The sequence below is a fragment of the Nonomuraea sp. NPDC049129 genome, from assembly GCF_040648495.1.
Lineage (GTDB): Bacteria > Actinomycetota > Actinomycetes > Streptosporangiales > Streptosporangiaceae > Nonomuraea.
Genome location: NZ_JBEZDU010000028.1, coordinates 56,483 through 81,129, shown reverse-complemented (window position 1 = coordinate 81,129; position 24,647 = coordinate 56,483). Strand labels below are relative to the sequence as shown.

The window sequence follows — 24,647 nt, the reverse complement described above, 5'->3', positions numbered from 1 at the left end:
GCAACGATAACAGATTCGCGTTAGCATCACTATTTATCGGTGATAACGTCCATCTCGTTAGCAGTGATGCGCGGGAGTTGATCTGACCCCGGCGACCCTGCTGCAAGGCGACAACTGGAGGTCATAATGATCATCGTTACCGGGGCCGGCGGACAGCTCGGCCGGGCGATTCTGGAGGATCTGCTCGAACGCGTCCCCGCCGAGAAAGTCGCGGTGAGCGTCCGCGACCCTGAGAAGGCACAGTGGTTGCGGGAACGGGGCGTCCGCGTCCGCCGGGGTGACTACGCCGAGCCCGCGAGCCTCGCCCACGCCTTCGAGGACGCCTCCCAGGTCCTGATCGTGTCCGCCGCCGCCACCGGCGACACGGCGCTCAGTCTGCACCGCGCCGCGATCACGGCGGCCAGGGGGTCCGGCGCGCGCCGGATCCTCTATACCAGCCATATGGGCGCGAACCCGTCCTCGCTCTTCGCGCCCATGCCGGACCACGCCGCCACCGAGGCGGCGCTGAGAGAGTCCGGCGTCGCCTGGACCTCGCTGCGCAACGGCTTCTACGCCACCACGACGCTGATGCTGTTGCGCGACGCCCTGCGGACCGGCGAACTGGCCGCGCCGCAGGACGGGCCGGTCTCCTGGACGGCCCACGCCGACCTGGCCGAGGCCGCCGCGATCGTCCTGGCCGACGAGGGCCGCTTCGACGGCCCGACCCCGCCGCTCACCGGCTCCGAAGCCCTCGACCTCGCCGACGTCGTCGAGATCGCCGCCGAACTCACCGGACGCCCGATCAGGCGCGTCACCATCACCGACGAGCAGTACGTGGCGAACCTGCTCTCCCATGGCGTGCCGGAGCCGCAGGCACGGATGCTCGTGGGCATGTTCGCCGCCAGCAGGCAGGGCGAGTTCGCCCAGGTCGGCCCGGCGCTGGCCGACCTGATCGGCCACCCGCCGACGCCCCTGCGGGACGTCATGAAAGCGGCGCTCACAGAGGGCTAACGCAGACGCGACTCGATGGCCTCGATGATGCGCGGGCGGAGTTCGGCGGCGCGGATGACGGCGTCCACGGAGCCGACCTCGACCGCGCGCTGGATGTTGTGCACCCGGTCGAACTCCGTGGCCACCTCGCCGAGCTTCTCCGCGCGGACCGACGCGCGGAGCTCGTCGAGCTCCGCGGTCAACGCGGCGCGTTCGGTGCCGGCGGCGGCCGCGGTGCGCGCCTCCAGATCCCGTACGCGCGGGTCGGCCGCGGTGCGGACGTTGACGTCGCCGGAGAACACCACCGCGGCGGCGGGGGCGCCACCGAGCACCGAGGCGAACGAGCCCTCCAGCGCGAGCACGGTCATGTTCGGGTTCAGCGCTTTGGAGAACACCACGAACGCGCCACCGTGATAGCGCGAGATCACGCAGAACACGATGGGCCCGCGGAAGTTCACGATCGCGCGGCCGATCTCGGCGCCGTACTCCAGCTGCAGCTTCCGCATCGACTCCGGCGAGCCGTCGAAGCCCGACAGGTTCGCCAGCACCACCAGCGGCCGGTTGCCGCTGGCCGCGTTGATCGCCCGCGCGGCCTTCTTCGACGAGCGCGGGAACAGCGTGCCCGCGGTGTAGGTGTCCGGGCCGTCGGTGGGCGGGAACCCGCGCCGCGGCACCGCCCGTGACTCGATGCCGAGCAGGCACACCGGGATGCCGCCGAGATGCACGTCCTGCACCGCCGCGGTGTCGGCGTCGGCCATGCCCGCCCAGCGTTCCAGCACCGGGTGGTCCTGGTCGGACAGCGCCCGCATCACGGTACGGATGTCGAACGGCTTCTTGCGGTCGGGGTTGGCCTCGGTGGAGAAGATCTCGCCGACGGTGGTGAAGTCGCTGTCCGGCAACGAGTGCGGGAAGTCGGAGATGTCGCGCTCGACGGGGTCAGTGGTCTTCGCCCGCCGTGGCCCCTGCTCGCCGGGCGCGACATACGTGTGGTCGTAGTACGACATCAGCACGTCCCGCGCGGCGGCCAGGTTGGGCGCCCAGTACTGAGCCTGCCCGTTCGGGCCCATCACGCGGTCGTAGCCGCCGATGCCGAAGTTGTCCTCGGCCGACACGCCACCGGAGAAGTCGAGTGACTGCTTGCCGGTCAGCACCATCGCCGAGTCCGGCGTCATCACCAGGATGCCCTTGGTGTGCATGAGCATCGTCGCCTCGGCGTTCCAGTAGGGCTGCGCGCCGACGTTGATGCCCGCGACCACGATGTTGATCTCGCCGCCGTCCTGGGTGAACTCGACGATCCGCTTGAGCGCCGCGGCCACCCAGTCCATGTTCTCCGTGCCGGACTTCATGGAGATCCGGGCGCCGGCCGACAGCGCGTACCACTCCAGCGGCACCCGCATCCGCTCGGCCAGGTCCAGCGCGGCGATCACGCGGCGGCACTCCGCCTCCGACAGCGCGCCGAGCGACTTGGTCGGGTCGCCGAGCAGCAGGACCCTGGTGACGCCTTGCGGGTGCCGGCGGGTCGGCGTGGTGACCACGCCCGCCACGATCGCCGCGGTGTTGCGCCCCTTCGGCCGGTCGACCGGCACCAGCGCGTGGTCGTCGTCGAGGTCGTACTCGACGAAGTCGCCGAGCCGGCCGGTCAGCTCGTACGGGTAGACCGTGTTGCGGCTGCTGGCCCGCAGCACCTTCTGCCGGTAGTCGTCCAGCGGCTCGACCGGCTCGTCCGACGGCTCGCCGATGGTCAGGTCGGTGCCGCCGGTGGCGTCGAAGGTGATGCGTACGGCCATCTTCGTCAGCTCGCCGGTCGTCCGGTCGCGCTGCCGCGCGATGAACAGGATCTCCTCAAGGCCGGCGCCCACGGTCGTCGGCCGTACGCGCGCGGCGATCATCTCGATCTCGGCGCGGGTGATGCCGCTCGGCGGCCAGACGTAGACCACGATCCGGTTGGTGTTGAAGCGCTTCTCCGACGGCCGCCGCGACTGAGCGCGGCGGATGGAGTCGAGGCAGGTGGCGATGGTGTCCTCGGCCGTCGGCAGCGCCACCAGCCGGCCGTCGTGCTCGCGCAGCTCGGTCAGGTCGCGCACCTGCGCGAACGCGACGAGGCGGTCGTCGGAGGGGTTCTCCCGCGCCACGCACTGGAAGAGGTAGACCTCTTCGTCCGAGGACGGCAGCCGGGTCAGGTCGAACTTGCTCAGCCGCTCCAGCTGCATCCGCTGCGCGATGTACGGGTGCAGGCCGCGGATCAGCCGCTGCTCGGTCATCCCGGTGTCCGACGGGCGGAAGGTGAAGTGGTGGTGCATCACCGTGCCGCCGCTGCCCGCGACGGTGGCGGTGAGCCTGCGGACCTGGCTCGGCAGCGGGTGCGCGCTGATGACCTCGTGCAGCGCGGCCGCCATCGCCTCGGAGCCCTCCGGCTGCCTCTCCCAGGCGAGATAGATGTCGGCGTCGACGGCGTCCTCGCCGCTGACCAGCTCCGCGAGCCCGCGCAGCGCGCTGCCCAGATCCTCGAAGGCGACCGCGGAGGAGACCACGCGGGAGCCCGCGCGCTCGGCGACCACGAACGTGCAGCCCGCGGCCTGGCTGGTGCGGACGCCGGTCAGACCCTTGTTGCCGTAGTAGCGCCGGGTCAGCACCTCCAGCATGATCGCGTTGTCCAGGTTGTCGCGGGTGAGCCGCTGGCCGAGCAGGCGTACCAGCGGCTCGGTGGTGCGTACCATCTCGGCGATGCGCTCGGCGCGGTCCGGCGCGTCGGGGTGCGCGTCCAGGTGGCGCAAGTGCTTGCGGACGTCGGCGTAGACGCGGGCGCGGTTGCGGCGCAGCAGCGGCTGGGCGAACCAGGCGAACACCACGCCGCGCGCGAGGTCGGAGACCACGGGAAAGCGGACCTGAGTCGCGGCCAGCAGGCGCTCCAGCGCGAGACCGGCGGGCTCGCGCAGCGTCTCGTCCGGCGGCGACTCCCGTAGCCAGGCGCGCAGCAACGTCGTGACCACCGCGGCGTCGGCGGACGCGCGCTGCTGGGCGAGGAAGATCCGGAACACAGCGGCCTCGAGCTCGGGGGAGCGCTCCAGGTCGGTGACGCCGTAGTGCCCGAGCGCCTTGGCGAGCTTGGCCTGGAAGGCCGCCGGCAGCCCGGCCCGCTCGACGTCGAGGCTCTGCAGGTAGGTGTGGAAGTACTCGCGAGCGCTGTAGACGTGGCCGGCGCCGCCGTCCTCGCCCGCCGGCCGGTTGCGGCTCAGCTCGGCCAGGTCGGCGAACACCTCTATGAGCGCGAGCTCCTCGGCCAGCGGCCGATGGCCCTCCTCGGTGGCCGCCCGGCGCGCGGCGAGGTAGTCCTCGAGCACCCCGCCCTCGTCGTGCGGGTCGACGTCGAAGCCCAGCAGCAGGCTGCGCAGGTCCTCCTGGCCGCGCGCGGCGCGCTTCCACGCCGGGATCTCGCCCGGCGCGGCGGGCAGGTCCAGCTCGACGGACGCGGCGGCCGAGGTGCTCGCGGCTTCGGCGGCGTCGTCGGCGAGCGGCTCCAGCCGCAGCAGCGGCGCACCGGTCTCGACCTGGCTGCCCACGGAGACGACGCACTCCTTCAGCCGCGCCTTGAACGGCGCCCGCAGGACCGTCTCCATCTTCATGCTCTCCAGCACCAGCACCGGAGCGCCCGCCTCGACCTCGGCGCCGACCTTGAGCGGCGTGGCGACGACCAGCGCGGGCGCGGGCGAGCGGACGACGCCGCCCTCGTCACGGCTGACCCGGTGCGTCACGCCGTCCACCTCGACCAGGTGGATCGGCCCATGCGTGCCGGTGAGCAGGCGGTAGGGGGTGCCGTTGACGATGATCCGCCCGGTGTGCCGGTCGAAGCGCTCGAGCTCGACGTCGGCGGTGCGGACGTCGTCACCCGCTTGGACGCCGACGCGGAAGCGGTGCGCGCCGACCCGCGCGACGCGCACGCGGTAGCCGGCGCCACGCAGCTTGAGGTCCAGCGGCCGGCCGCTCTCGTGCTGCACCTGCGGGCGGCCGCCGAACGCCGTGGACAGCAGCCGCTGCCGCTCGGCGCGTTCCTCCTCCTCGTACGCCTCGATGGCGGCGGCCGCCAGCGCGACGGCGGAGTGCCGGTGGGAGACGAGCCTGCCCTGGCCGCGGACGCGGTCGATCCAGCCGGTGTCGGCGCTGGCGTCGATCACCTCGGGCTGGTCGAGCAGGTCGAGCACGAAGCTCTTGTTCGTCGCGCCGCCCTCGATGATCACCGTGGTCTGTGCCATGGCCCGGCGCAGCCGGCCGAGGGCCTCGTCGCGGTCGACGCCGTACGCGATGATCTTCGCGATCATCGAGTCGAAGTCGGCCGGGATGGTGTCGCCCTCGCTGACGCCGGTGTCCACGCGGATGCCCGGCCCGGCGGGCAGGTCCAGACGGGCGATGCGGCCGGGGGAGGGCGCGAAGTCGCGGTCGGGGTCTTCGGCGTTGAGCCGGGCCTCGACGGCGTGCCCGCGCTCCACCGGCGGCGCGCCGTCGAGCCGGCCGCCGGATGCCACCCGCAGTTGCGCCTTGACCAGGTCGAACCCGGTGGTGGACTCGGTGATCGGGTGCTCGACCTGCAGGCGGGTGTTGACCTCGAGGAAGGCGAACAGCTGGTCGCCGGGGTGGTAAAGGAACTCGACGGTCGCCGCGCCCCGGTAATCGACCGCTACGGCCAGCCGTTCGGCCGACGCCTTGAGCTCGGCCGTCTGCGCGGGGCTGAGCACCGGCGAGGCCGACTCCTCGATGACCTTCTGGTTGCGCCGCTGCACCGAGCAGTCGCGGACGCCGAGCGCCCACGCGGTGCCCTGGCCGTCGGCGATCACCTGGACCTCGACGTGCCGGGCGCCGGTGACCAGGCGCTCCAGGAACACCACGCCGCTGCCGAACGCCCGAGCGGCCTCCTGGCTGGTGCGCTCGTAGGCGTCGGCGAGCTCGGCCTCGTCCGTGACCACGCGGATGCCGCGCCCGCCGCCGCCCGCGGTCGCCTTCAGCATCAGCGGGTAGCCGATCTCGGCCGCCGCCGCGAGGGCGGCGTCCAGGGTCTCGACCGCGCCGCGGCTCCACGGCGCGACCGGCACGCCGACCTCCTCGGCGAGCAGCTTCGCGCCGATCTTGTCGCCGAGCCGGCGCATGGCCTCCGCGCTCGGCCCGACGAAGGTGACGCCGATCTTCTCGCACAGCTCCGCGAACGCCGGGTCCTCGGCGACGAACCCCCAGCCGACCCACGCGGCGTCGGCCCCGGTCTCCACCAGCGCGCGCTCCAGCGCCTTCAGGTCGAGGTACGGGCGCTCGGACGCCGGACCGAGATCGTAGGCGAGGTCGGCCTCGCGCACGAACGTGGCGGCGCGGTCGACGTCGGTGTGCAGCGCGACGGTTTGGATCGGTGTCGCGGTCTCCGCGGCCAGCTCCCGGACTGCGTGGATGAGCCGCATCGCGGCCTCACCACGGTTGACGATGGCGACACGACTGAACACCCGACCGAGCCCTCCTGTTGACTGTGCGCGCCTTCCCTGTGGCACCCCCCGCACCTGTACAGCCTTGCCTCTGCCGGCTCGTAGGGAAATGTCGCAGAGGGAGCACACCAAGGCTCCACAGTTGTAGGGAACGACCAAAAGCACGCGTGCGCGAGCGCGCCAGGTGGCCCTAGGTTACCGTGCGGCCACCACAGCGTGACGCCGTACGGCCTCGGCGAGGCCCGCTGTGGCGAACGCCGCCGCCACCAACACGGCGCTGACCCACAGAGGCGAGTGGTAGCCGAGCCCGGCGGCGATGGTGGCGCCGCCGATGGCGGGCCCGGCCGCCGCGCCCACGTTGAGGGCCGCGGTCGCGAAGGAGCCGCCGAGCGAGGGCGCCTGGGTGGCCGCGTACAGAACCTGGGCGATCAGGGTCGAGCCGACGGCGAACGACAGGGTCCCCTGGACGAAGACGAGCAGGAGCGTGGCGACCGGGCTGCCGGCCGTGGCGGCGAAGAGCGCCCACCCGGCGAGCAGGGCGATCCCGCCCGCGATCAGGACCAGCGTCGGCCGCGTGTCGGACAGGCGCCCGCCGATGGTCACCCCGGCGAACGACCCGAGACCGAACAGCGCCAGCACCGCCGGCACCCAGCCCGGCGAGAAGCCGCTCACGTTGGTGACCAATGGGGTCAGGTACGTGAACGTACAGAAGGTGGCGGCGTTCACCAGCGCGGCCAGCGCCAGCACGACGAGCAGTCGCGGGCCGCGCAGGGCCCGGAGTTCGCGCCCCGCGCGGGGGTCCCCCGTCGCCGGCGCGACGTCCGGCACCGAGCGCAGCACGGCGAAGACGGCCGGCAGGGAGATCAGGGCCACGGCCCAGAACGCCGACCGCCAGCCGAACGTCTGACCCAGCGCGGCACCGGCGGGCACCCCGGCGACGCAGGCGAGCGTGATGCCGCCCAGCAGGATGGAGGTGGCCCGCCCCTTGGCGTTCGGCGGGGCCATGCCGGCCGCCGTCGCGAGCCCCACGGCGAGGAAGCCGGCGTTGGCCAGCGCTCCGAGCACCCGGGTCACCAGGAGCACCGAGAAGCTGGCGGTGAGGGCGCCGGCGACGTGCACGAGCATGAACGCGACCAGGAAGACGAGCAGTGCCCGTCTACGTGGCCAGCGCATACTGAGCACCGCCATCAGCGGCGCTCCCACGATCATTCCCGCGGCGAAGGCGGACGTCAGCGCGCCGGCGGCCGGGATGGACACGTTCAGGTCGGCGGCGATGTTCGGAACCAGTCCGGAGAGCATGAACTCGGACGTTCCTTGGGCGAAGACCGCCAGTCCGAGGATGTAGATGGCGAAGGGCATGAGCGAAAGACTCCAGGCCGCGTTGAAAGGGCATCACAGGACGACGCGGCGCGCACCAGCGTCCATCAGGGACGCGGGCGCTACCGCGTGAAAGGAAAGGACCAGGTCCGGCACCACGACAGGGGCGCAACTCCTGGAACGAATCAGTCCGTACGACGGTGATCCGGCGGCGGGAGTGACGAAAGGGCGCGCTGGCCTCAGGGGGCGGCGCTGCCGCGTGACATCACGAGAAGCCACCGGAAGAACCGGTGGCTAGCGTCTTGATGCCTCAGGACTGGACATAGGCCACACGATAGTCAAAAGTCACAGAACTCGTCCAGCGCATAATCGCTTTTGCCCAGACGCGGGTTTTTCGCACCTGCGAAGCGAGCATGATGCGCACGACCCCTCGGTGGACGTCCGGAGGGGGAGAAGCGATGAAGGGGTATGACTTCGAAGGAGCGGCACTGGAGCTTGGTGCCCTGGTGCGCGAGGACGGCACCGCCGACTCCGCCGAGCGGATCCGCATCCCCCTGAGCATGCTGAACCGGCACGGACTGGTCGCCGGCGCCACCGGGACCGGAAAGACCAAGACCCTCCAGCTCATGGCGGAGCAGCTCGCCGCCCAGGGAGTCCCGGTCTTCCTCGCCGACATCAAGGGCGACCTGTCGGGCCTGGCCTCACCGGGTACGGCCTCCGAGCGCGTCACCCGGCGCGCCGCCGAGGTGGGCGAGACCTGGCAGCCCGCGGCCTGTCCGGTGGAGTTCTTCTCCCTGGGCGGTCTGGGAGACGGCATCCCGATCCGCGGCACCATGACCGCCTTCGGCCCGACCCTCCTCGCCAAGGTCCTCGGGCTCAACGAGACGCAGGAGTCGACTCTCGGGCTGATCTTCCACTTCGCCGACAAGCAAGGGCTGCCGCTGCTCGATCTCAAAGACCTGATCGCGGTCATCCGGTATCTGACCACCACGCCGGAGGTGCTGAGCGGCATCGGCGGGCTGTCGGCGGCGACGGCCGGGGTCATCCTGCGTGCCTTGACCAACTTCGAGGCGCAGGGGGCGGAGGCGTTCTTCGGCGAGCCGGAGTTCGACGTGCGCGACCTGCTCCGGGTGACGCCGGACGGTCATGGGGTGATCTCCGTTCTCGAGCTGCCCGCCGTACAGGACCGGCCGCAGCTCTTCTCCACCTTCCTGATGTGGCTGCTCGCCGACCTGTTCCACGAGCTCCCCGAGGTGGGGGATGTCGACAAGCCGAAGCTCGTGTTCTTCTTCGACGAGGCGCATCTGCTGTTCGACGACGCGTCCAAGGCGTTCCTGCAGTCGATCGCCCAGACCGTACGGCTGATCCGGTCGAAGGGTGTGGGCGTGTTCTTCGTCACCCAGACGCCGAACGACGTACCGACGGACGTGCTGGCCCAGCTGGGCGCGCGCGTGCAGCACGCCCTGCGCGCCTTCACCCCCCAGGACGCCAAGGCGCTCAAGGCCACCGTCTCGACCTTTCCCGCGTCCTCCTATGACCTGGAGCGGCTGCTCACCGAGGTCGGCATCGGCGAGGCCGTCGTGACGGTCCTGTCCGAGACGGGCGCGCCGACCCCGGTCGCCTGGACGCGGCTGCGCGCCCCTCAGACGCTCATGGGACCGTCGAGCCCGGACGTGGTCCAAGGCGTCATCGCCGCCTCGCCACTTCAGCGGAAGTACGGTACGGCGGTCGACCGCCAGTCGGCCTACGAGATCCTGTCCGCGAAACTGGCCGAGCCTCCCAAGGGCCCCGCTCGCGAAACCCCGCGAGAGCCTGAGCGAGAGCCGGAGCGAGAGGCGAAGCAGTCCATGCTGGAGCGGGTGCTGGAGTCGAAGGAGTTCCAGTCCCTGGCGCGGTCGGCGGCCTCCAGCCTCGGCCGGGAGATCACCAGATCCATCTTCGGTACCGCCCGTCGCGGGCGACGCTGAATCAACGCACGCGGACCCGGCCCGCGCCGGCGCATATGAAGCCGCCCGAGCCTGGGAGGGCGCGGCCCGGGGTTTCAGGCCAGCGCGGCGGCGACCCGCTGCCGGAGCAGGGCCTCGTGGCCGGGGTCGGTGCACAGGGTCGCGGTCAGCCCCGTCTTGGCCGCGTCGGCGAGGACGGCCAGCAGGGTCGCGAGCTGCCCGGGAGGCTCGGCGCTGAGCAGTTCCTCCGCGTGCCCGACGATCAGGGTGACCGCGCCGACATCGCGCAAGGAGTCGGTGAGCGCGTCCCAGTTGCGGCCGAAGTGGCCGGGAAGGCGCAGGGCGCGTGCCACCTCCTCGAAGAAGGCGGCACGCGTCCGGCAGGCCCGCCCATCCACCAGCGTCGGCGCAGGGCCGGTGGACACTGTCAGCCAGTGCGGCGGCGGATGTGCGGCGGCGGTCATGGCGGTCCTAGAGCCGGTAGAAGTCGGTGTAGTGGTTGGGGGAGAACCACGTCACACCGCTGCTGCGGTTGACGACGATCCGGTACGCGTCACGCGCGGCACCCCGCGCCCGGGAGTAAACGTCGTACTCATAGTAGGTGGCGCCGCTGGGGAGCTGGCCTTCCCGGTTGTAGAAGCGCCCGCCGGTGTAGTTGTACCTGCCGTCCGTCCAGGCGTACCAGCCGCTGCTGGTGGGGTAGTTCTTTGAGGCCCAGATCGAGTTGGCCGAGCGTGCGTCGGCGCAGCGGGAGATGGTGCAGGAGTTGTAGACCGTGGCGTTGGCGGGGGTGATGTCGACCAGGCCGACCAGGGAGGTGATGGCGGCGAGGACGACGGTCAGTCGTACCGGCCAGGAAGGGCGGGGGCGCGGCTGTGTGTGCACGAGGCCTCCTTCGGGGGTGACAGACATGGTCATGTTCGCCGCTCTTCTCAGGTCAAATCACGGCAAAGAATGCCAAGGGGAAGGTGAACACTTCGCGGACGGCTCCTGCTCAATCACTCTGTACCCGGCGGGGCGGCTATGTCGGTTGCCGCGCTGGCATAACGGCGGGCCAGGCGCGCGAAGGCGTTCTTGAGCTCGGCCGGGCCGACGACCTCCATGTCGGCGTCGAACCTGCCGAGGGTGGCGGCCAGGCCGGTCCAGGACCACGAGGTCAGGACGAGCCGGCAGCGGTTCGGGCCGAGCTCCTCGACGACTCCGTCGTAGGCGAAGCGGGAGACGGCGGCGGCGGGTAGGTCGAGGATCACCTCGCCGCGACAGGGCCAGTTGCCGGCACTGTCGACGCCCCGGAACTTGCTGGTCACGAAGGCGACCAGGTCGCCTCCGGGCAGCTCGCGCGGGGTGAAGCGGGGCCCTGTAGGGGTGCGCGGGGTGATCCGATCGGCGCGGAAGGTACGCCAATCCTCGCGGTCGAGGTCCCAGGCGACGAGGTACCAGCGCCCGCCCCAGGTGACGAGGTGATGGGGCTGCGCCCGGCGCGGCGGGGTCGGCATACCGTCGTCGTCCACACCGGGTGGGTAGTCGAAGCGCAGCACCTCCCGGGCGTGGACGGCGGCGCTGATCGCCATGAGGACGCCGCTGTCGACCTGTGGGCCCGGTCGGCGCGCCGGCCGCTCGACGGCGGTGATCTGGAGGGTGTCGATCCGGTGGCGCAGCCGTGCGGGCATGACCTGCCGGATGGTGTTCAGCGCGCGCGCCGCGGCTTCCTCGATGCCCGCCCCACTGGAGGTGGCGGCGGTCTGGAGCGCGATGGCCAGGGCGACGGCCTGCTCGTCGTCGAACAGCAACGGGGGCAGCTCCGCGCCTGCGTCGAGCCGGTAGCCGCCGTCGGGCCCCTTGAAGGCCAGGATGGGATAGCCGAGCTCACGCAGGCGGTCGACGTCGCGGCGTACGGTGCGCGGGCTGATCTCCAGCCGCTCGGCCAGCAGCGCCCCCGGCCATTCCCGGCGCGTCTGGAGCAGCGACAGCAACGACAGCAGTCGCGCGGAAGTCTTCGGCATGACCTCATTTTGCCTGGAGAAGAGGCCACTTCCTGTCCGCTACCTCTGCGACTGTTGTCGTGTGCCAGACAACGACGACAACTCGAAGGGCCCGAACGCCGTGACCGCCACCACCACGCCCCCCGTAACCCTCGACGCCGAGCGGGGCGACCTGCTCGCCGCGATCGCGAACGCCCGATCGGCCCTGATCAACACCGTCCGCGAGCTCAGCGACGAGCAGCTCGGCGAGCGCCCGACGGTCAGCGCGCTGTGCCTGGGCGGGCTGGTCAAGCACGTCGCGTCCATGGAGGAAACGTGGCTGCGCTTCGTGGTCGACGGCCCGTCGGCGATGACGTACGGCCTGCCCGAGGGCGTCACCTGGGCCGACATCGCGGCCGGTACCGCACGCGAGTTCCCGCAGTGGATGATCGACCACCAGAACGACTTCCAGATGCTGCCCGGCGACACGCTGGCCGGGATCCTGGCTGGTTACGAGCAGGTCGCCGCCCGCACCGCGGAGATCGTCGCCGCCGTCCCCGACCTGTCGGCGACGCAGCCGCTACCGGAGGCACCCTGGCACGAGCCGGGCGCGGTGCGCAGCGTGCGCGGGGTGCTGATGCACGTCATCGCCGAGACCTCCCAGCACGCCGGGCACGCCGACATCCTGCGCGAAACGCTCGACGGTCAGAAGTCGACCTGAGCGGCGATGACCGTTCTGGACACCCGGGCGCTCAACCGCGCGACGCTCGCCCGGCAGTTGCTGCTCGATCGCGCCGACATGCCGGTGCTCGACGCCGTCGCGCACCTGTGCGGCCTGCAGGCGCAGGAGCCGCAGGAACCGTTCGTCGGGCTCTGGTCGCGGTTGCGGGCGTTCGACCCGGCGGCGCTCTCGGACCTGCTCATCCGGCGGGGCGTGGTGCGTACCCACCTCATGCGCCGCACCGTCCACCTCCTGACCGCCGACGATGTCCTGGCCTGGCGGGGCCGCCATGACGCCATGCTGCGTCAACGCGTACTCGGGACCTATCGCCGCGAGCTCGCCGGGGTGGATCTCGACGAGCTCGCGGCCGCAGGACGGGCGGTGATGGCCGACGACGAGCCGCGCTCGATGAGCGAGCTCGCGCGGGCGCTGGCCGAGCGCTGGCCAGAGCCGGGGCCGCGGGCCCTGGGCGAGATGCTGGTCGCCGCGCTCATCCCGATGGCGCAGCTGCCGCCGCGTGGGGTGTGGCGTGCGAGGGCGGGAGTACGCAACGTCCTGCTCTCCTCCTGGCTGGGGCGCGAAATCGACCCACCGGCCCGGAACGGCTCCGGTCCGAATGGCTCCGATCCGGTCGGTTCTGATCCGAACGCCTCCGATTCAGTCGGCTCCGATCCGGTCGGTCAAGCGCTGGTGCGGCGCTATCTGGCCGCGTTCGGTCCGGCCGCCTCGGCCGACCTCCGGGCTTGGTGCGGCCTGGCCGGACTGCCGGCCGCGGTGGCCGCGATACGAGAGGAGCTGGTCACCTTCCGGGACGAGCGCGGCCGGGTCCTGCTGGACCTCCCCGACGCGCCGCGCCCCGACCCCGACACACCGGCCCCGGTACGGTTCCTGCCGGCGTTCGACAACGCGCTCCTCGGTTACCACGACCGCGGCCGGATCATCGACGACGCCCACCGCCTCCTGTCGGTCGCCGGGGCCCGAGTTGTCCTGGTCGACGGCCGGGTCGCCGCGACCTGGAGCGTCCAGGCGGGCACCGTGATCGTCACCCCGCTGGGCGGCTTCTCCCGAGCCGACCGGGCTGAGGTCGCCGAGCAGGGGCAGGAGCTGGCGGCGTTCCTCTCCGACGGCGAGAGCGACCGCGTACAGATCGACGCGTCTCCCCGCTGACCGCTACACCCGCGAGCCGCTTCCCCTGAGCACGGGATCGTCAGAAATCCCTGGAGAGGGCGCAGCCGGCGCGCGGGTGTAGCGTCTGCTCAAGCGAGCCGATCATGAAGGAGGTCACCCGCTGGAACCGCGCGGCTTGGACATGTCCCGGGGTGAGCGTCTCGGCAGATACAGCGCTGTGGCGAGCGCGCTGGCGTTGCGCAGTGACCGGCGATACGGCGACGCCTGCACGCCCTTGCGCGAGCCACCGCCTGCGTCGTGCTCTTTCAGGAATTCATCCCGCACAGCCTCCATGACTGGCTCGCCGCACAACTCGCCGCCGGCCGGGACGCAGCGGTAGCGGCGTGCGCCATGGTCGGGTCACGCCTGCCGGCCGGTGTGGCGTTCATGAACGGCCATGGGCTGACGCACTTCGACGCCCCCTTCGGCAACGTCCTGACCGACGGCCGACGCCTGGACATCGCCGACTTCGGGCTGGCGGCCTCCCCTCGGTTCGACCTGTCCGCCCGCGAGAGCGGGTTTCTGGCCCGCAAGGCGACGCATGACACGGGTTACGCGCTGATGCAGCTGGTCAACTGGCTTGTCACCAACATCTGCGGGTGGCGGTGCCACGAGAGGGCGGGCCCGTGCGGCGCAACGCGTACATCCGCGCGTGCGCGGCCGGTGCGGACCCCGTCGGTGCTCCGCCGGCCGTCGCCGCGGCGATCCGCCGGTACGCACCTGTCGCGGCAGTCATGAACGACTTCTACTGGGAGTTGTTCGGCGTTGCTCGCACGACGCCGTACCCGGCCGAGAAGGTCGAAGGCCTCCTGAGCGCGCCGCGCTGAGCGATCACCTCATCGCCGGTCCTCTGGTACGGCGCAGCCGTGCACCATGACCTCGACCACGTTCTGGACGGCCGCCCTGCTGACGCTCCCCGGCGGCGCGGCGACCAGGGTGAACAGCGCACCCCCGTAGAGCGTGATCAGGGCCGGGATCCTCTCGCGCGGGATGGTGAGGCCGAGCTTGTCGTGGTAGCCGGCGGTGAGCAGCGACGCCGTGTCCTGCAGGCTCGCGAGCGCCGAGGCGAGCGCCGGCCGGCGCGCGGCCTCCATCTGCAGTTCGAAGATCGCCAGGTAGCGGTCGCGCAGAGTGGTCGCGGCTGTGAGCAGCGATTGCGTCCACAGGTCGACCAGCGTCGTGGGCTGCTCGGTGGCCCGGTCGATGGCCTGGTCGGTGTCGGCGTGATGCAGTTCGACGATGCGCTCGGCGGCGGCCACCAGCAGTGCTTCCCGGCTGCGGAAATAGTTCGAGGCCGTTCCTGGTGGCAGGTCCGCCTGCTTCTCCACCGCACGGTGGGTCAGCCCATGGACGCCCGAGGAAGCCAGCAGCTCGATGGCGGCATCGGTCAGAGCTCGGCGACGGGCCGGATTGGTCGGCGGCATGCGGCCATGCTACCAATAGTCGTACTAGTACGATCGTAGTGAATCGGCGAGGAGGTTCCATGAGGATCGCGGTGGTCGGTGCCGGGCTCGGGGGAGTGGCGGCGGCGGTGGGGCTGCACCGCCTGGGCCACGAGGTGACGCTCTTCGAACGCGGCGCGGAGCTCCGAGAGGCGGGCACCGGGATCGTGGTCATGCCCAACGGGCTCCGCGCGCTGGAGGCGCTGGGGCTGGCCGGCGATGTTCGCGGGCACGTCATGCGGGCGACCCATGGCGGCTTGCGGGACCGGCGGGGACGGCCGCTGCTGGTCACCGACTTGACCCAGGCGCAGCAGGAGATCGGGGCGCCCGTCATGATCGAACGAGTGGAACTGCACCAGGCGCTACGCGCCCCGCTACCCCCCGACCTGGTGCGCACCGTGACCCTGGTCGAGCGCCTGGAATCCGACCCCACCGGGGTGACCGTGATCAGCGGCGGCGGCCCCGTCACGAGAGCGGACGCGGTGATCGCGGCCGACGGCATCGGCAGCAGGCTGCGCGCGCAGCTCTTCCCCGGCCATCCCGGGCTGCGGCGGACCGGCCGGCTGGACCTGCGCGGCATGCTGCCTCGCCCTCCCGGCCTGGCGCCGGAACTGCTCGCCAGCCAGCTGGTCGACCGTCGCAGCGGGGCGATGTTCGGCCATCTATGTCGATCCGATCGCCTGCCTGGCCGAACCCCTGCCCTCGTACGCGGCCGGCCGGATCGCACTTCTCGGCGACGCCGCGCACGCCATGCCACCCGACCTCGGCCAGGGCGCCAGCCAGGCCTTCGAAGACGCGGCCGCGCTGACCCGCCACCTGACCGGCGCCGAACCGGTGGACGTCGCCCAGCGGCTCCTGCGCTACGACGCCGAGCGCAGGCCCAGGGCCAACGGCATCATGCGGGCGGCGTCCCGGCAATCGCGGCTGACCTCCCAGACCGGCGCCGCCGCCTGGGTGCGCGACATGTTGTTCCGCGCCGTACCGTCCCGGCTGGCCGTCCGGCAACTCGCCGCCCTCTGGCGCGCCTAAAGGTTACTCTGCGTGAGGACTACGGCATCGACCTCGAACCCCGGCGGCCGCAGTCGCTGGACGCGGTCACGGGCTTCGACTACGTGATCACGTTGTGCGACAAGATCCGCGAGGTTCCTCGCCACCACGGATCGGCCGCCACGACGCATTGGAGCGTCTTCGGTTCCCTGTGTTTACCTAGATAAAGCGACATCGGCGTAGTCTCGTCGCACCCGATCGGGGCCGGGTAGTGATTCGGTGGAAGCCGAAGCCGCGTCTGTCCGGCAAGCCGGGCGGACCGTGGGTGAGAACCGCGTTGTCGGGGCCTGACTGCGCGCTCCTGGAGGGAGTGCGCCTCTTGGGCCACCGCCCCGCCGGACGCTTTCCCGTTGGTGCGGACACCAATGGGGCGGGGACCGAGCGCCAGTCAGGCACCCGGCTATGACAGAAAATTACCTCACGATTACCATCCGTCGCAACCGATCACTGCTCGCCGACCCCGCTGGTAATCTCATCGAGCTGTTCCAGCCCGCCCCGAGCTCCGCGTAAAACTGAAAGCACCTTCCATGCTGATACGCCGCCGTGCGCGATGGCTCCGTACTCCGAGACTGATCGGGGTCGTGGTGCTGCTCGCGGCGTTCGTGACGATCGCGCTGTTCGTTCCGTATCCGGACGCCCAACAGATCCGCGACTGGGCACGGGCGGCCGGTCCGTGGCTTCCTCTCATGTTCTTCGTCACGCATGCGCTGGTAACCATCGCCTTCCCGCGGTCCCCGTTCACCTTCGGCGCCGGGCTCCTGTTCGAGCCGGTCACCGGCATCGCCATCGCACTCTGCGCGACCACGGTGAGCGCGGCGCTGGCCTTTCTGCTCGCCCGCGCGATCGGTCGCGACGCGGTCGCCGCGCGGTTGACCCACCCGGCGGTCGCGGCGGTCAACCGGCGCCTCGCCCGTCGTGGCTGGCTCGCCGTCGGGTCGCTGCGGCTGATCGGGCCGGTTCCCTTTCCGCTGGTCAACTACTGCGCGGGCGTGTCGTCGGTCCGGCTCGTGCCCTTCCTGGTCGCCACGGCCGTCGGTGTGGCTCCCGGCACGATCGCGGTCGTCCTTCTCGGTGACGCGCTCACCGGGCGTACCGATCCCGCGCTGGTCGTCGTCACCGTGATCTGCGGCGCGATCGGATTGGCCGGCCTGCTGCTCGACGGTCGGCTCGGCGTCGAGCAGCCGGACGCGGAAGATCCGGCCGGGTCCAGGTGAGCCAGGACGAGCCCGGAGCGCACGGGCAGGACCCGGTGGCGGCCCGGCGTCGGCTGCGTGAGGTGACGCTGGTGTTCCTCAAGCTGGGCTTGATCGCCTTCGGCGGCCCGGCCGCGCACACCGCGATGATGCGCGACGAGCTGGTACGCCGCCGCGGCTGGGTCAGCGACCAGCGGTTCGTGGACCTGATGGGCGCCACCAACCTCATCCCCGGCCCCAATTCCACCGAACTGGCCATCCACCTCGGTTACGACCGGGCCCGGTGGCGCGGTCTGGTCGCCGCCGGGGTGTGCTTCATCCTCCCGGCCGCGCTGATGGTCACGGGCCTGGCCTGGGCGTACGTCACCTACGGCAGCACGCCGGCGGCCGAGGGTCTGTTGTACGGCATCGTCCCGGCGGTGATCGCGATCATCGCGCACGCGCTGTTCGGCATGCTGCGCACCGTGGTCAAGACCGTCTGGCTGGGTGTGCTGGCGGTCGCCGCGCTGGCCGCGTACCTGCTGGGCGTCAACGAACTGCTGGTACTGGCGGCCGGGGCGGCGCTGGCCGCCACGGCCCGAGCCCTGCGCCGCCCGCCGGGCCGGGGCGCGGCCCACGGGGTGCTCGCCGCACCACTGCTGACGTTCGGCGGGTCCCCGATGATCGGCGGGTTGCCGGTGTTCGGCGACCCCACGGGCGGCCAGCTGCTTCAGCTGTTCGCCACCATGCTGAAGATCGGTTCGGTGCTGTACGGCAGCGGCTACGTGCTGCTGGCCTTCCTACGCGGCGACTTCGTCGACCGGCTCGGCTGGATCACCAACCAGCAGCTCATCGACGCCGTGTCGGTCGGCCAGGTCACCCCGGGGCCGGTGTTCACCACCGCCACCTTCGTCGGCTACATGATCGCTGGGCCGCTGGGCGCGTTCCTGGCCACCGTGGCCATCTTCCTGCCCTCGTTCGTCTTCGTCGGCCTGCTCACCAAACTCACCGACAAGCTCCGCTCCAGCGAGTGGACCTCCGCCCTGCTCGACGGCCTCAACGCCGCCGCCCTCGCTCTCATGGCCGGGGTGTCCTACGAACTGGGCCGGACCGCGATCATCGACCCGCTCACCGCGGTCATCGCCGTGGTCACGCTCGTACTGTTGTGGAAGACGCGGCTCAACAACGCCTGGTTCATCGCCGGCGGCGCCGCCATCGGCATCGCGCACGCCCTGCTGTTCTGACGCCCCGGCCCCGCCCCGCCGAGTGCGCGGAGCGGGACCGATGCTGAGCGAGTCAGGGACTGTGGAAGGCGACCTCGGAGTCGGCCGGTGACGGCCCGTTGAGCAGCGGTTGCTCCCTGCCCTTCAGGTGCAGGTCGAAGAAGGCGCCGACGTAGGCGCGGGTGAGCTCGAGGGAGCGTTGCGGCGACAGCTCGTCAGGCGCTGACATGCCGACCGCTTTCTGCAGGATGGTCAGGTCGGTGAAGCTGGTGTGGCTGGTATGGGCCACGGTGAGCCAGCGCTTCCAGCCGCTCATCTTGGACCAGCTCGCATCCCAGGTGTCGTCCTTGCCGGGGACGTGGTCGGCCTGGCTGCCCAGCAGCAGGAAGGGCCGGTCGAGCGTCACGGCGGGGTGGAAGGTGCCGTCCAGGTTCACCCCCGCCCGTACGCGCTTGTCGACGGCCATGGTGGCGGCACTGGCGTCGCCGCCGAGGGAGTGGCCGGCCATGCCTATCCGCTTGAGAGCGATCATGCGGGACTTCTTCCAGGCGGGGTGCCGGCCGGCCAACTCGTCGATGACGAAGGAGACGTCCTTGGTCCGGTTCTTGGTGATGGTCGCCTGCCCGCCCTCTGGAGGCTTGGGCTGGTCGCACAGAGGGGCGCAGGTGATGGTCTGCCCGTCGGGCAGGGTGGTGCCGGAGGACTCGTAGGCGTGGTCGACCAGCGCGATGACGTAGCCGCGGCTGGCCAGGTCTTCGGCCAGGAAGGTGAGGCTGGCGCGGGGGAGGCCGAGGCCGGGGGAGAGGACGACGAGTGGATACCGGCCGCGCTTGGCGGGAGCGCCGGTGCGGGCGTAGGTGCGGGTGGCGCTGACGGTCTCGGGAGGGAGTTCGACGCCGGGGGCCTTGCGCCGCAGCAGAGAGGCGGCCTCCGCGGTGGTCATGTAGGGGGCGGGGGCGCCGGTCGCGGAGCGGGCCGGATAGTACATCGACAGCATGAGTTGGCGTGGGCCCGAGTCGGGCACCCAGGGGTCCTTGCGGCTGTTGTCGACCAGGTGCAGGATGTCGCGGCCGACCGCGTCGGGGCCGGTCGGGCGCGGGAGTGCCAGCCGGACGGCGGTGGGGGCCGGTTTTCCGGACACGGTCGCGGTGGGGGCCGGGTTTCCGGTCGCGGTCGTCGTGGTGGCGGCCACCGCGATCAAGGTGAGGCAGGCCGTCAACGGAACGGCCGGCAAGCGGGCCAGTATCATGCGATTTCTCCTCGTCAGGGCGCTCATACGTCACGGCGACGTACGACGATCAAGGTCACGACGGCGGCGGCCAGCGGCCAAAGCGCGAAGGCGGCCCAAGAGCCGGCCACCGTCGGCAGAGCGGGGTCGTCACGGAGCTGGGGCAGGCCCAGGCAGGTGCGCCAGATATAGAGGGGGACCAGGGCGTACAGGTCGTTGAGCCACTGATGGACATTGGGCTGGAAGAAGGTGGGCACGATGACCAGCGCGGCGCAGACGGCGACAATGGCGGCGGCGGTGTGCCGCAGCAGCGCGCCGATCCCCAAGCCGGTCAGCGCCGACACCGGTGCCAGCAGCGCGTTGGCGGCCAGGACGCGCAGGACGGCGGGGTCACCGAGCGAGACGGCGACGCCGCGGCCGGACAGGACGGCCTGGTTGACGCCGAACGTGCCCAGCGACACGAGCGTGCCGGTCGCGAGCGTGACCGTGGCGACGACGGTGAGCTTGGCGGCCACGACGCGGTGGCGGGCCGGGACGGCGACCAGGGTGGTGCGGATGAGGCCGGTGGCGTACTCGCCGACGATCGTCAAGGCGCCCAGGCTGCCCGCGCCGATCATGAGCATGGAGGCGGACAGGCCGCTGAACGCCTCGGTGAGAGGGTTGAACCTGGCCTTCTCCATCGCGGTGAATCCGGGCCAGCCGTTGTAGGCGTCCAGGCTGTTCTGGAGCGCGAACGCGACGATGGCCAACGTGCCCAGGCCCACCAGCCAGGAGGTCGAGCGCAGGGACCAGAGTTTGATCCACTCGGCGGCCAGGAGGTCGCGGAATCGGCCGCCGGTCATCGCGGGGCCCCGGCTCGGTAGTCGGCGCGGTCGGCGGTCAACTCCATGAACGCCTGCTCCAGCGAGGCGGTACGCGGGGCGAGCTCGTACAGCATGATCCGCCGCTGGTGGGCCAGCTCGCCGACGCGGGCGGCGCTCAGCCCGGTCACGGTCAGGGCCTCTCCGCCGTCCGGCCGGACGTGCGCGCCCTCAAGGGTGAGGACCGCCGCCAGCTCGGCAGGGTCGGGAGTACGTACGGCGATGGACGCGCCGGTGCCGCGGGCGGCGAAGTCGGCCAGGCTCTCCTCGGCGATCAACTCGCCTCGCCCGATGACGACCAGGCGGTCGGCGGTGTTCTCCATCTCGCTCATCAGGTGGCTGGAGACCAGCACGGTGCGTTTCTCGGCGGCCAGGCGCCGGAACAGGCCGCGCACCCAGCGCACGCCCTCGGGGTCCAGGCCGTTGATCGGCTCGTCGAACAGCAGCACGGGCGGGTCGCCCAGCAGAGCGGCGGCGATGCCGAGCCGCTGGCGCATGCCGAGCGAGAACCCGCCGATCCGGCGGCGCGCCGCTCCGGTCAGGCCCACCTCCTCCAGCACCTCGGCCACCCGGCGGCGGGGCAGGCCGTTGCCGGCCGCCAGTGCGCGCAGGTGAGCGGCGGCGGTGCGGCCGCCATGGACGTCGCCCGCGTCCAACAGCGCGCCGACATGACGCAGCCCGGCGCGATGGCGGGCGAAGGGGCGGCCGTCGATGGTGGCGGTGCCCGCGGTGGGGCGGTTCAGGCCGAGGATCATGCGCAAGGTGGTGCTCTTGCCGGCGCCGTTCGGGCCGAGGAACCCTGTGACGTGCCCCGGTCGTACGGCGAAGGTGAGGTCCCGCACCGCCGTCACCGCGCCGTAGCGTTTGGTCAGTCCGTTGACTTCGATCACCCGATCAACGCTGTCGCAGCTCCCAGAGGCGCCGCATCTGGCCGTGGGCCGGTTTCCGCGGCGCGGGGGTGGCCTGCGGGCATACGCCCACAGGCCGATGCCCGACGGGAAGCGGATGACTACGATCGACCGGGTGCGCGACAAAACGCCCAGACCGCCCCTTTGGTCACGGTTACCCTCCGGCGTGCGGGCGCTGCTCATCTGGGGCGGCGTCGCGGCCCTGGTGCCCCTGCTGTACGCCATGACGCTGACCGACAGTGAAGACCTGTTCCCGGTGGGCGCGGCGCATGCGGGGTTCGCCGTCGCCATGGCCGTCCCCTTGGCCTGGGCACGGCAGCGGCCGGCCATGGTGCTCGCGGTGCTGCTGGCCGAGATCGTCGTGGCGACCTTCCTGGGTTACCCGGCCCAGGGGGTCTGGCCGCTTTTCCCGGCGGCCGACGTCATGGTCTGCCTCTTCGCCGCCACCCGGTCGCGCCGCGCGGGCCTGGCGGCGGCCGCCGCCGCGTTGATCGTGCAGCAGCCGGCCTGGCAGCTGGACCTGCTGCGCGACGGCCTGCGTGCCTCGGCGCCGGGCTTCCTCGCGCTGTCGCTCCTGCTCGGCTTGGCCGTCTTGGTCGCCTGGCTGGCCGGGATGTTCATCCGGCAGCGGCGCGAGTACGACCGGGCACTGCGCGCGTACGCCGAGGCTCGGGCGGTCACCGACGAGCGGCTGCGCATCGCGCGAGAGTTGCACGACATGGTCGCGCACAGCATCGGCATCATCGCCATCCAGGCCGGCGCGGGCGCCCGGGTGATCGACAGCCGGCCGGAGCAGGCGCGCCAGGCGCTTGACGCGATCGAGGACACCAGCAGGCAGACGTTGAAGGGGCTGCGGCACCTGCTCGGCGTGCTCCGCACGACTGAGCGCGGGCAGTCTGGCCCGACCGGGCGCGGGCAGTCTGGCCCGGCTGAGCACGGGCTTCCCGGCTCGACCGGGCGCGGGCGTCCTGGCCTGGCTGAGGGTGGGTATTCCGGCCTGGCTGAGCCGGCTGCTCCCGTGGGGCTGGCCGACGTCGACCGGCTGGCGCAGACGACGATGGCCGCCGGTGTCCGCGTAGACGTGCGCCGGCACGGAGAGCCACGCTCGCTGCCCGCCGCCGTCGATCGGTCCGCCTTCCGCATCATCCAGGAATCGGTCACCAACGTGCTCCGCCATGCGAACACGGACCACTGCCGGGTCGTGATCGACTACGGGAAAGAGGAACTACGCATCGACGTCATCGACGACGGACACGCCGCTGTCCGCGAGTGCGACGGGCATGGGATCGTCGGCATGCGCGAACGGGTCGCCCTGTTGAACGGCGACTTCAGCGCGGGCCGCCGGCCCGAGGGCGGCTTCCGCGTCACCGCACGTCTGCCGCTCGCGCCAAGCGGACTCGGCCAGGACGCGGACATCGACCTGATGGAGGCCCGGTGACGATCCGCATCGTGCTCGCCGACGACCAGCCGCTGATCCGCGCGGGCCTGCGCATGGTCATCGACGCCGCCCCCGATGTCGAGGTCGCCGGAGAGGCCGGGACCGGAGCCCAGGCCGTCCAGCTCGTCCGCCGGCTGCGCCCCGACGTCGTGGTCATGGACATCCGCATGCCGGGCATGGACGGCATCGAGGCCACCCAGACCATCCTCGCCGAGTCCCAGACCACCCGCGTGATCATGCTGACCACCTTCGACGACGACGACAACGTCTACGCCTCCCTGCGCGCGGGAGCGAGCGGATTCCTGGTCAAGGACATGGCGCTGGAAGACATCCTGTCCGCCGTCCACGTCGTCGCCGCCGGAGACGCCCTGATCGCCCCCGGCGTCACCCGCCGCCTCATCGAGGACTTCACCCGTGGTCCGGCTCGCGCCCCTTCTCCCGAGGCGCGGCGGCTCGTGGGCGTCACCGAACGGGAGCACGAGGTGCTGGCCCTGGTCGGGGGCGGCCTGTCCAACGCCGAGATCGCCGCCCGGCTGCACATCAGCCCTGGCACCGCCAAGGCACACGTGGCCAGCCTGCTTGCCAAGCTGAGCGCCCGTGACCGAATACAGCTGGTCATCATGGCTTACGACGCGGGCCTGGTTTTCCCATCCCGTTGACGGGCCGGCCTCCTGCCGGCCGGTGAGTTCACGAGGGACGTCAGCTGACAGGCCGGCCCCCCTGTCGGCCGGCGAGTTCATGACGGACGTCAGTGCTACCTCCTGGGGCAGACGGCTCAGGAGTCGGATCGCAGCAGCTCGGCGGCCTCCTGGTAGGCATCGGCGGCGCGGTCGAAGTAGTCGAAGAGGACGTCGAGCTGCTCGGTCGAGTAGCCGGCGAGGATCGCGCCGACCTTCTGCCGGGCGGGGGCCATGACCTGGTCGAGCTCGGCCGGTTTGCCGATGGGCTCGACGATCACCTTGCGGCGGTCGTCGGGTGCCGGAACACGGCGTACATAGCCGGCCTGCTCCAGCCGATCGATGAGCCGGGTGGTCGGCCCGGTGGTCAGCCCGGTGCGCGTGCCCAGCTCGCCGGGGGTCATCGGGCCGGTCAGCTCCAGGATGTTCAGCGCGTACAGATCCGTAGCGCCCAGGTCGCACGCCTTGGCGCTGGCTTGGCCGTGCAGCATCACCGCGCTGAGGTAGCGGCGGTAGAGCCGGCCGGCGTTCGATCGTCCCGGTGTGGTTGACACGCGATTCTCCGCTTCATATTCTCTTCTTCAGAGAAGATACTTCGTTAAGGAAGTAACTGCTCCTTAGAAGCTATCACGAGAGGGTATCGCCATGACCACCACGATCGACCTCGCCGCCATCCGTACCGTCCTCCAGCGCAGCCAGGACGCCTGGAATCGCGGAGACGGCGCGGCCTACGGCGCCTGCTTCAGTGACGACGCCACCGACGTCACCTTCGTCGGTACCGTGTACCACGGCGGCGCCGAGATCGGCCGCGCCCACCAGGCCCTGTTCGACAGCTTCCTCAAGGGCACCCAACTGGTCATGGAGATCCTCGAGATCCGCCGCTACGGCGCCGACACCGCCGTCGTGGTCACCCGTGGCGAGGTCGTCAAGGGCGCGCCCAAGAAGCTCGGCAAGCTCGCCACCTACACCCTCGTCCGCGAGGCCGACGGCCAGTGGCGCATCGCCGCTGTCCAGAAGACCAAGCACAAGGGGCTCATGGAGGCCGTCTCCTTCAAGTTCCAGCCCGCCACCAAGCCCGCCGCCCAGTAACCGCCACCCAATAGCCCGCCGAC

21 protein-coding genes and 1 pseudogene are annotated in these 24,647 nt (G+C 71.3%); 12 read left to right on the top strand and 10 right to left on the bottom strand.

Features of this window, described 5'->3' with window-relative positions:
• Positions 1-126 precede the first annotated feature (126 nt).
• Positions 127-990: an NAD(P)H-binding protein gene (locus AB0B64_RS50285; RefSeq protein WP_358196478.1), complete on the top strand. Its 864-nt coding sequence runs from the start codon at positions 127-129 to the stop codon at positions 988-990.
• Here the strand turns inward: AB0B64_RS50285 and AB0B64_RS50280 are convergent.
• Both AB0B64_RS50280 and AB0B64_RS50275 read right to left on the bottom strand, forming a co-directional pair.
• Complete coding sequence (locus AB0B64_RS50280; RefSeq protein ID WP_358196470.1) at positions 987-6,449, bottom strand: carboxyl transferase domain-containing protein; 5,463 nt, start codon at positions 6,447-6,449, stop codon at positions 987-989. The two genes, AB0B64_RS50285 and AB0B64_RS50280, sit on opposite strands and share 4 nt — an antisense overlap.
• 174 nt (positions 6,450-6,623) lie before the next feature.
• Positions 6,624-7,787, bottom strand: a complete 1,164-nt coding sequence (locus AB0B64_RS50275; protein ID WP_358196458.1) for a Cmx/CmrA family chloramphenicol efflux MFS transporter — start codon at positions 7,785-7,787, stop codon at positions 6,624-6,626.
• Positions 7,788-8,203: 416 nt separating this feature from the next.
• Between AB0B64_RS50275 and AB0B64_RS50270 the strand changes: the two genes are divergently transcribed.
• On the top strand, positions 8,204-9,712 hold the full coding sequence (locus AB0B64_RS50270; protein ID WP_358196455.1) for a helicase HerA-like domain-containing protein: 1,509 nt from the start codon (positions 8,204-8,206) through the stop codon (positions 9,710-9,712).
• Between the two features lie 74 nt (positions 9,713-9,786).
• Here the strand turns inward: AB0B64_RS50270 and AB0B64_RS50265 are convergent, their stop codons facing one another.
• The 3 genes from AB0B64_RS50265 to AB0B64_RS50255 all read right to left on the bottom strand — a co-directional run bounded on the left by AB0B64_RS50265 (position 9,787) and on the right by AB0B64_RS50255 (position 11,694).
• Positions 9,787-10,155 (bottom strand): barstar family protein, encoded by a 369-nt coding sequence (locus AB0B64_RS50265; protein WP_357958799.1) that lies wholly within the window; start codon positions 10,153-10,155, stop codon positions 9,787-9,789.
• Between the two features lie 7 nt (positions 10,156-10,162).
• A complete protein-coding gene (locus tag AB0B64_RS50260) occupies positions 10,163-10,576 on the bottom strand; it encodes a ribonuclease domain-containing protein (RefSeq protein WP_358196446.1) in 414 nt (137 codons plus the stop codon).
• 113 nt (positions 10,577-10,689) lie between these two features.
• A complete protein-coding gene (locus AB0B64_RS50255) occupies positions 10,690-11,694 on the bottom strand; it encodes a YafY family protein (protein WP_358196440.1) in 1,005 nt (334 codons plus the stop codon).
• A gap of 61 nt (positions 11,695-11,755) precedes the next feature.
• On the opposite strand from AB0B64_RS50255, the gene AB0B64_RS50250 reads away from it, so the two are divergent.
• From AB0B64_RS50250 to AB0B64_RS50240, 3 genes are all read left to right on the top strand, one after another.
• Positions 11,756-12,373 carry a DinB family protein gene (locus AB0B64_RS50250; RefSeq protein WP_358196435.1) on the top strand — a complete coding sequence of 206 codons (618 nt, stop codon included), beginning with the start codon at positions 11,756-11,758 and terminating at the stop codon, positions 12,371-12,373.
• A 6-nt stretch (positions 12,374-12,379) separates the two neighbouring features.
• Entirely contained in the window at positions 12,380-13,540 is a 1,161-nt protein-coding gene (locus AB0B64_RS50245; protein WP_358196431.1) for a winged helix DNA-binding domain-containing protein, read from the top strand.
• A 258-nt stretch (positions 13,541-13,798) separates the two neighbouring features.
• A complete protein-coding gene (locus AB0B64_RS50240; RefSeq protein WP_358196425.1) occupies positions 13,799-14,278 on the top strand; it encodes a hypothetical protein in 480 nt (159 codons plus the stop codon).
• Between the two features lie 98 nt (positions 14,279-14,376).
• Here AB0B64_RS50240 and AB0B64_RS50235 read toward each other — a convergent pair whose 3' ends face one another.
• Positions 14,377-14,964 carry a TetR family transcriptional regulator gene (locus AB0B64_RS50235; RefSeq protein ID WP_358196423.1) on the bottom strand — a complete coding sequence of 196 codons (588 nt, stop codon included), beginning with the start codon at positions 14,962-14,964 and terminating at the stop codon, positions 14,377-14,379.
• 59 nt (positions 14,965-15,023) lie between these two features.
• On the opposite strand from AB0B64_RS50235, the pseudogene AB0B64_RS50230 reads away from it, so the two are divergent.
• From AB0B64_RS50230 to chrA, 4 genes and pseudogenes are all read left to right on the top strand, one after another.
• Positions 15,024-15,560 (top strand): annotated as a pseudogene (locus AB0B64_RS50230) (FAD-dependent monooxygenase); the annotation flags it as partial.
• Between the two features lie 172 nt (positions 15,561-15,732).
• The gene (locus AB0B64_RS50225) at positions 15,733-16,011 is read left to right on the top strand and encodes a hypothetical protein (protein ID WP_358196754.1); all 279 of its coding nucleotides are present in this window, start codon (positions 15,733-15,735) and stop codon (positions 16,009-16,011) included.
• Positions 16,012-16,556: 545 nt separating this feature from the next.
• A complete protein-coding gene (locus AB0B64_RS50220) occupies positions 16,557-17,243 on the top strand; it encodes a TVP38/TMEM64 family protein (RefSeq protein WP_358196419.1) in 687 nt (228 codons plus the stop codon).
• The gene (gene chrA / locus AB0B64_RS50215) at positions 17,240-18,445 is read left to right on the top strand and encodes a chromate efflux transporter (protein WP_358196415.1); all 1,206 of its coding nucleotides are present in this window, start codon (positions 17,240-17,242) and stop codon (positions 18,443-18,445) included. The genes AB0B64_RS50220 and chrA overlap by 4 nt, the downstream gene beginning before the upstream one ends.
• 52 nt (positions 18,446-18,497) lie before the next feature.
• On the opposite strand, the gene AB0B64_RS50210 is transcribed toward chrA, so the two are convergent.
• The 3 genes from AB0B64_RS50210 to AB0B64_RS50200 are packed head-to-tail and all read right to left on the bottom strand — an operon-like array spanning position 18,498 to position 21,402.
• The gene (locus AB0B64_RS50210) at positions 18,498-19,673 is read right to left on the bottom strand and encodes an alpha/beta hydrolase (RefSeq protein WP_358196403.1); all 1,176 of its coding nucleotides are present in this window, start codon (positions 19,671-19,673) and stop codon (positions 18,498-18,500) included.
• A gap of 23 nt (positions 19,674-19,696) precedes the next feature.
• Complete coding sequence (locus tag AB0B64_RS50205) at positions 19,697-20,494, bottom strand: hypothetical protein (RefSeq protein ID WP_358196397.1); 798 nt, start codon at positions 20,492-20,494, stop codon at positions 19,697-19,699.
• The gene (locus tag AB0B64_RS50200) at positions 20,491-21,402 is read right to left on the bottom strand and encodes an ATP-binding cassette domain-containing protein (protein WP_358196391.1); all 912 of its coding nucleotides are present in this window, start codon (positions 21,400-21,402) and stop codon (positions 20,491-20,493) included. The genes AB0B64_RS50205 and AB0B64_RS50200 overlap by 4 nt, the downstream gene beginning before the upstream one ends.
• 115 nt (positions 21,403-21,517) lie before the next feature.
• Between AB0B64_RS50200 and AB0B64_RS50195 the strand changes: the two genes are divergently transcribed.
• Positions 21,518-22,858 (top strand): histidine kinase, encoded by a 1,341-nt coding sequence (locus AB0B64_RS50195; RefSeq protein ID WP_358196385.1) that lies wholly within the window; start codon positions 21,518-21,520, stop codon positions 22,856-22,858.
• Entirely contained in the window at positions 22,855-23,517 is a 663-nt protein-coding gene (locus AB0B64_RS50190; RefSeq protein ID WP_357958760.1) for a response regulator transcription factor, read from the top strand. The genes AB0B64_RS50195 and AB0B64_RS50190 overlap by 4 nt, the downstream gene beginning before the upstream one ends.
• A gap of 116 nt (positions 23,518-23,633) precedes the next feature.
• On the opposite strand, the gene AB0B64_RS50185 is transcribed toward AB0B64_RS50190, so the two are convergent.
• Positions 23,634-24,089, bottom strand: a complete 456-nt coding sequence (locus AB0B64_RS50185; RefSeq protein ID WP_358196375.1) for a MarR family transcriptional regulator — start codon at positions 24,087-24,089, stop codon at positions 23,634-23,636.
• Positions 24,090-24,180: 91 nt separating this feature from the next.
• Here AB0B64_RS50185 and AB0B64_RS50180 point away from each other — a divergent pair, with 91 nt between their 5' ends.
• On the top strand, positions 24,181-24,624 hold the full coding sequence (locus tag AB0B64_RS50180) for an SgcJ/EcaC family oxidoreductase (RefSeq protein ID WP_358196365.1): 444 nt from the start codon (positions 24,181-24,183) through the stop codon (positions 24,622-24,624).
• Positions 24,625-24,647 lie beyond the last annotated feature (23 nt).

Coding starts and splice junctions, on each gene's coding strand:
- AB0B64_RS50235 (WP_358196423.1), bottom strand. CDS start 14,964: ATGCCGCCGACCAATCCGGCCCGTCGCCGAGCTCTGACCGATGCCGCC.
- AB0B64_RS50275 (WP_358196458.1), bottom strand. CDS start 7,787: ATGCCCTTCGCCATCTACATCCTCGGACTGGCGGTCTTCGCCCAAGGA.
- AB0B64_RS50220 (WP_358196419.1), top strand. CDS start 16,557: ATGCTGATACGCCGCCGTGCGCGATGGCTCCGTACTCCGAGACTGATC.
- AB0B64_RS50265 (WP_357958799.1), bottom strand. CDS start 10,155: ATGACCGCCGCCGCACATCCGCCGCCGCACTGGCTGACAGTGTCCACC.
- AB0B64_RS50270 (WP_358196455.1), top strand. CDS start 8,204: ATGAAGGGGTATGACTTCGAAGGAGCGGCACTGGAGCTTGGTGCCCTG.
- AB0B64_RS50210 (WP_358196403.1), bottom strand. CDS start 19,673: ATGATACTGGCCCGCTTGCCGGCCGTTCCGTTGACGGCCTGCCTCACC.
- AB0B64_RS50255 (WP_358196440.1), bottom strand. CDS start 11,694: ATGCCGAAGACTTCCGCGCGACTGCTGTCGTTGCTGTCGCTGCTCCAG.
- AB0B64_RS50245 (WP_358196431.1), top strand. CDS start 12,380: ATGACCGTTCTGGACACCCGGGCGCTCAACCGCGCGACGCTCGCCCGG.
- AB0B64_RS50195 (WP_358196385.1), top strand. CDS start 21,518: ATGACTACGATCGACCGGGTGCGCGACAAAACGCCCAGACCGCCCCTT.
- AB0B64_RS50205 (WP_358196397.1), bottom strand. CDS start 20,494: ATGACCGGCGGCCGATTCCGCGACCTCCTGGCCGCCGAGTGGATCAAA.
- AB0B64_RS50180 (WP_358196365.1), top strand. CDS start 24,181: ATGACCACCACGATCGACCTCGCCGCCATCCGTACCGTCCTCCAGCGC.
- AB0B64_RS50225 (WP_358196754.1), top strand. CDS start 15,733: ATGCCACCCGACCTCGGCCAGGGCGCCAGCCAGGCCTTCGAAGACGCG.
- AB0B64_RS50285 (WP_358196478.1), top strand. CDS start 127: ATGATCATCGTTACCGGGGCCGGCGGACAGCTCGGCCGGGCGATTCTG.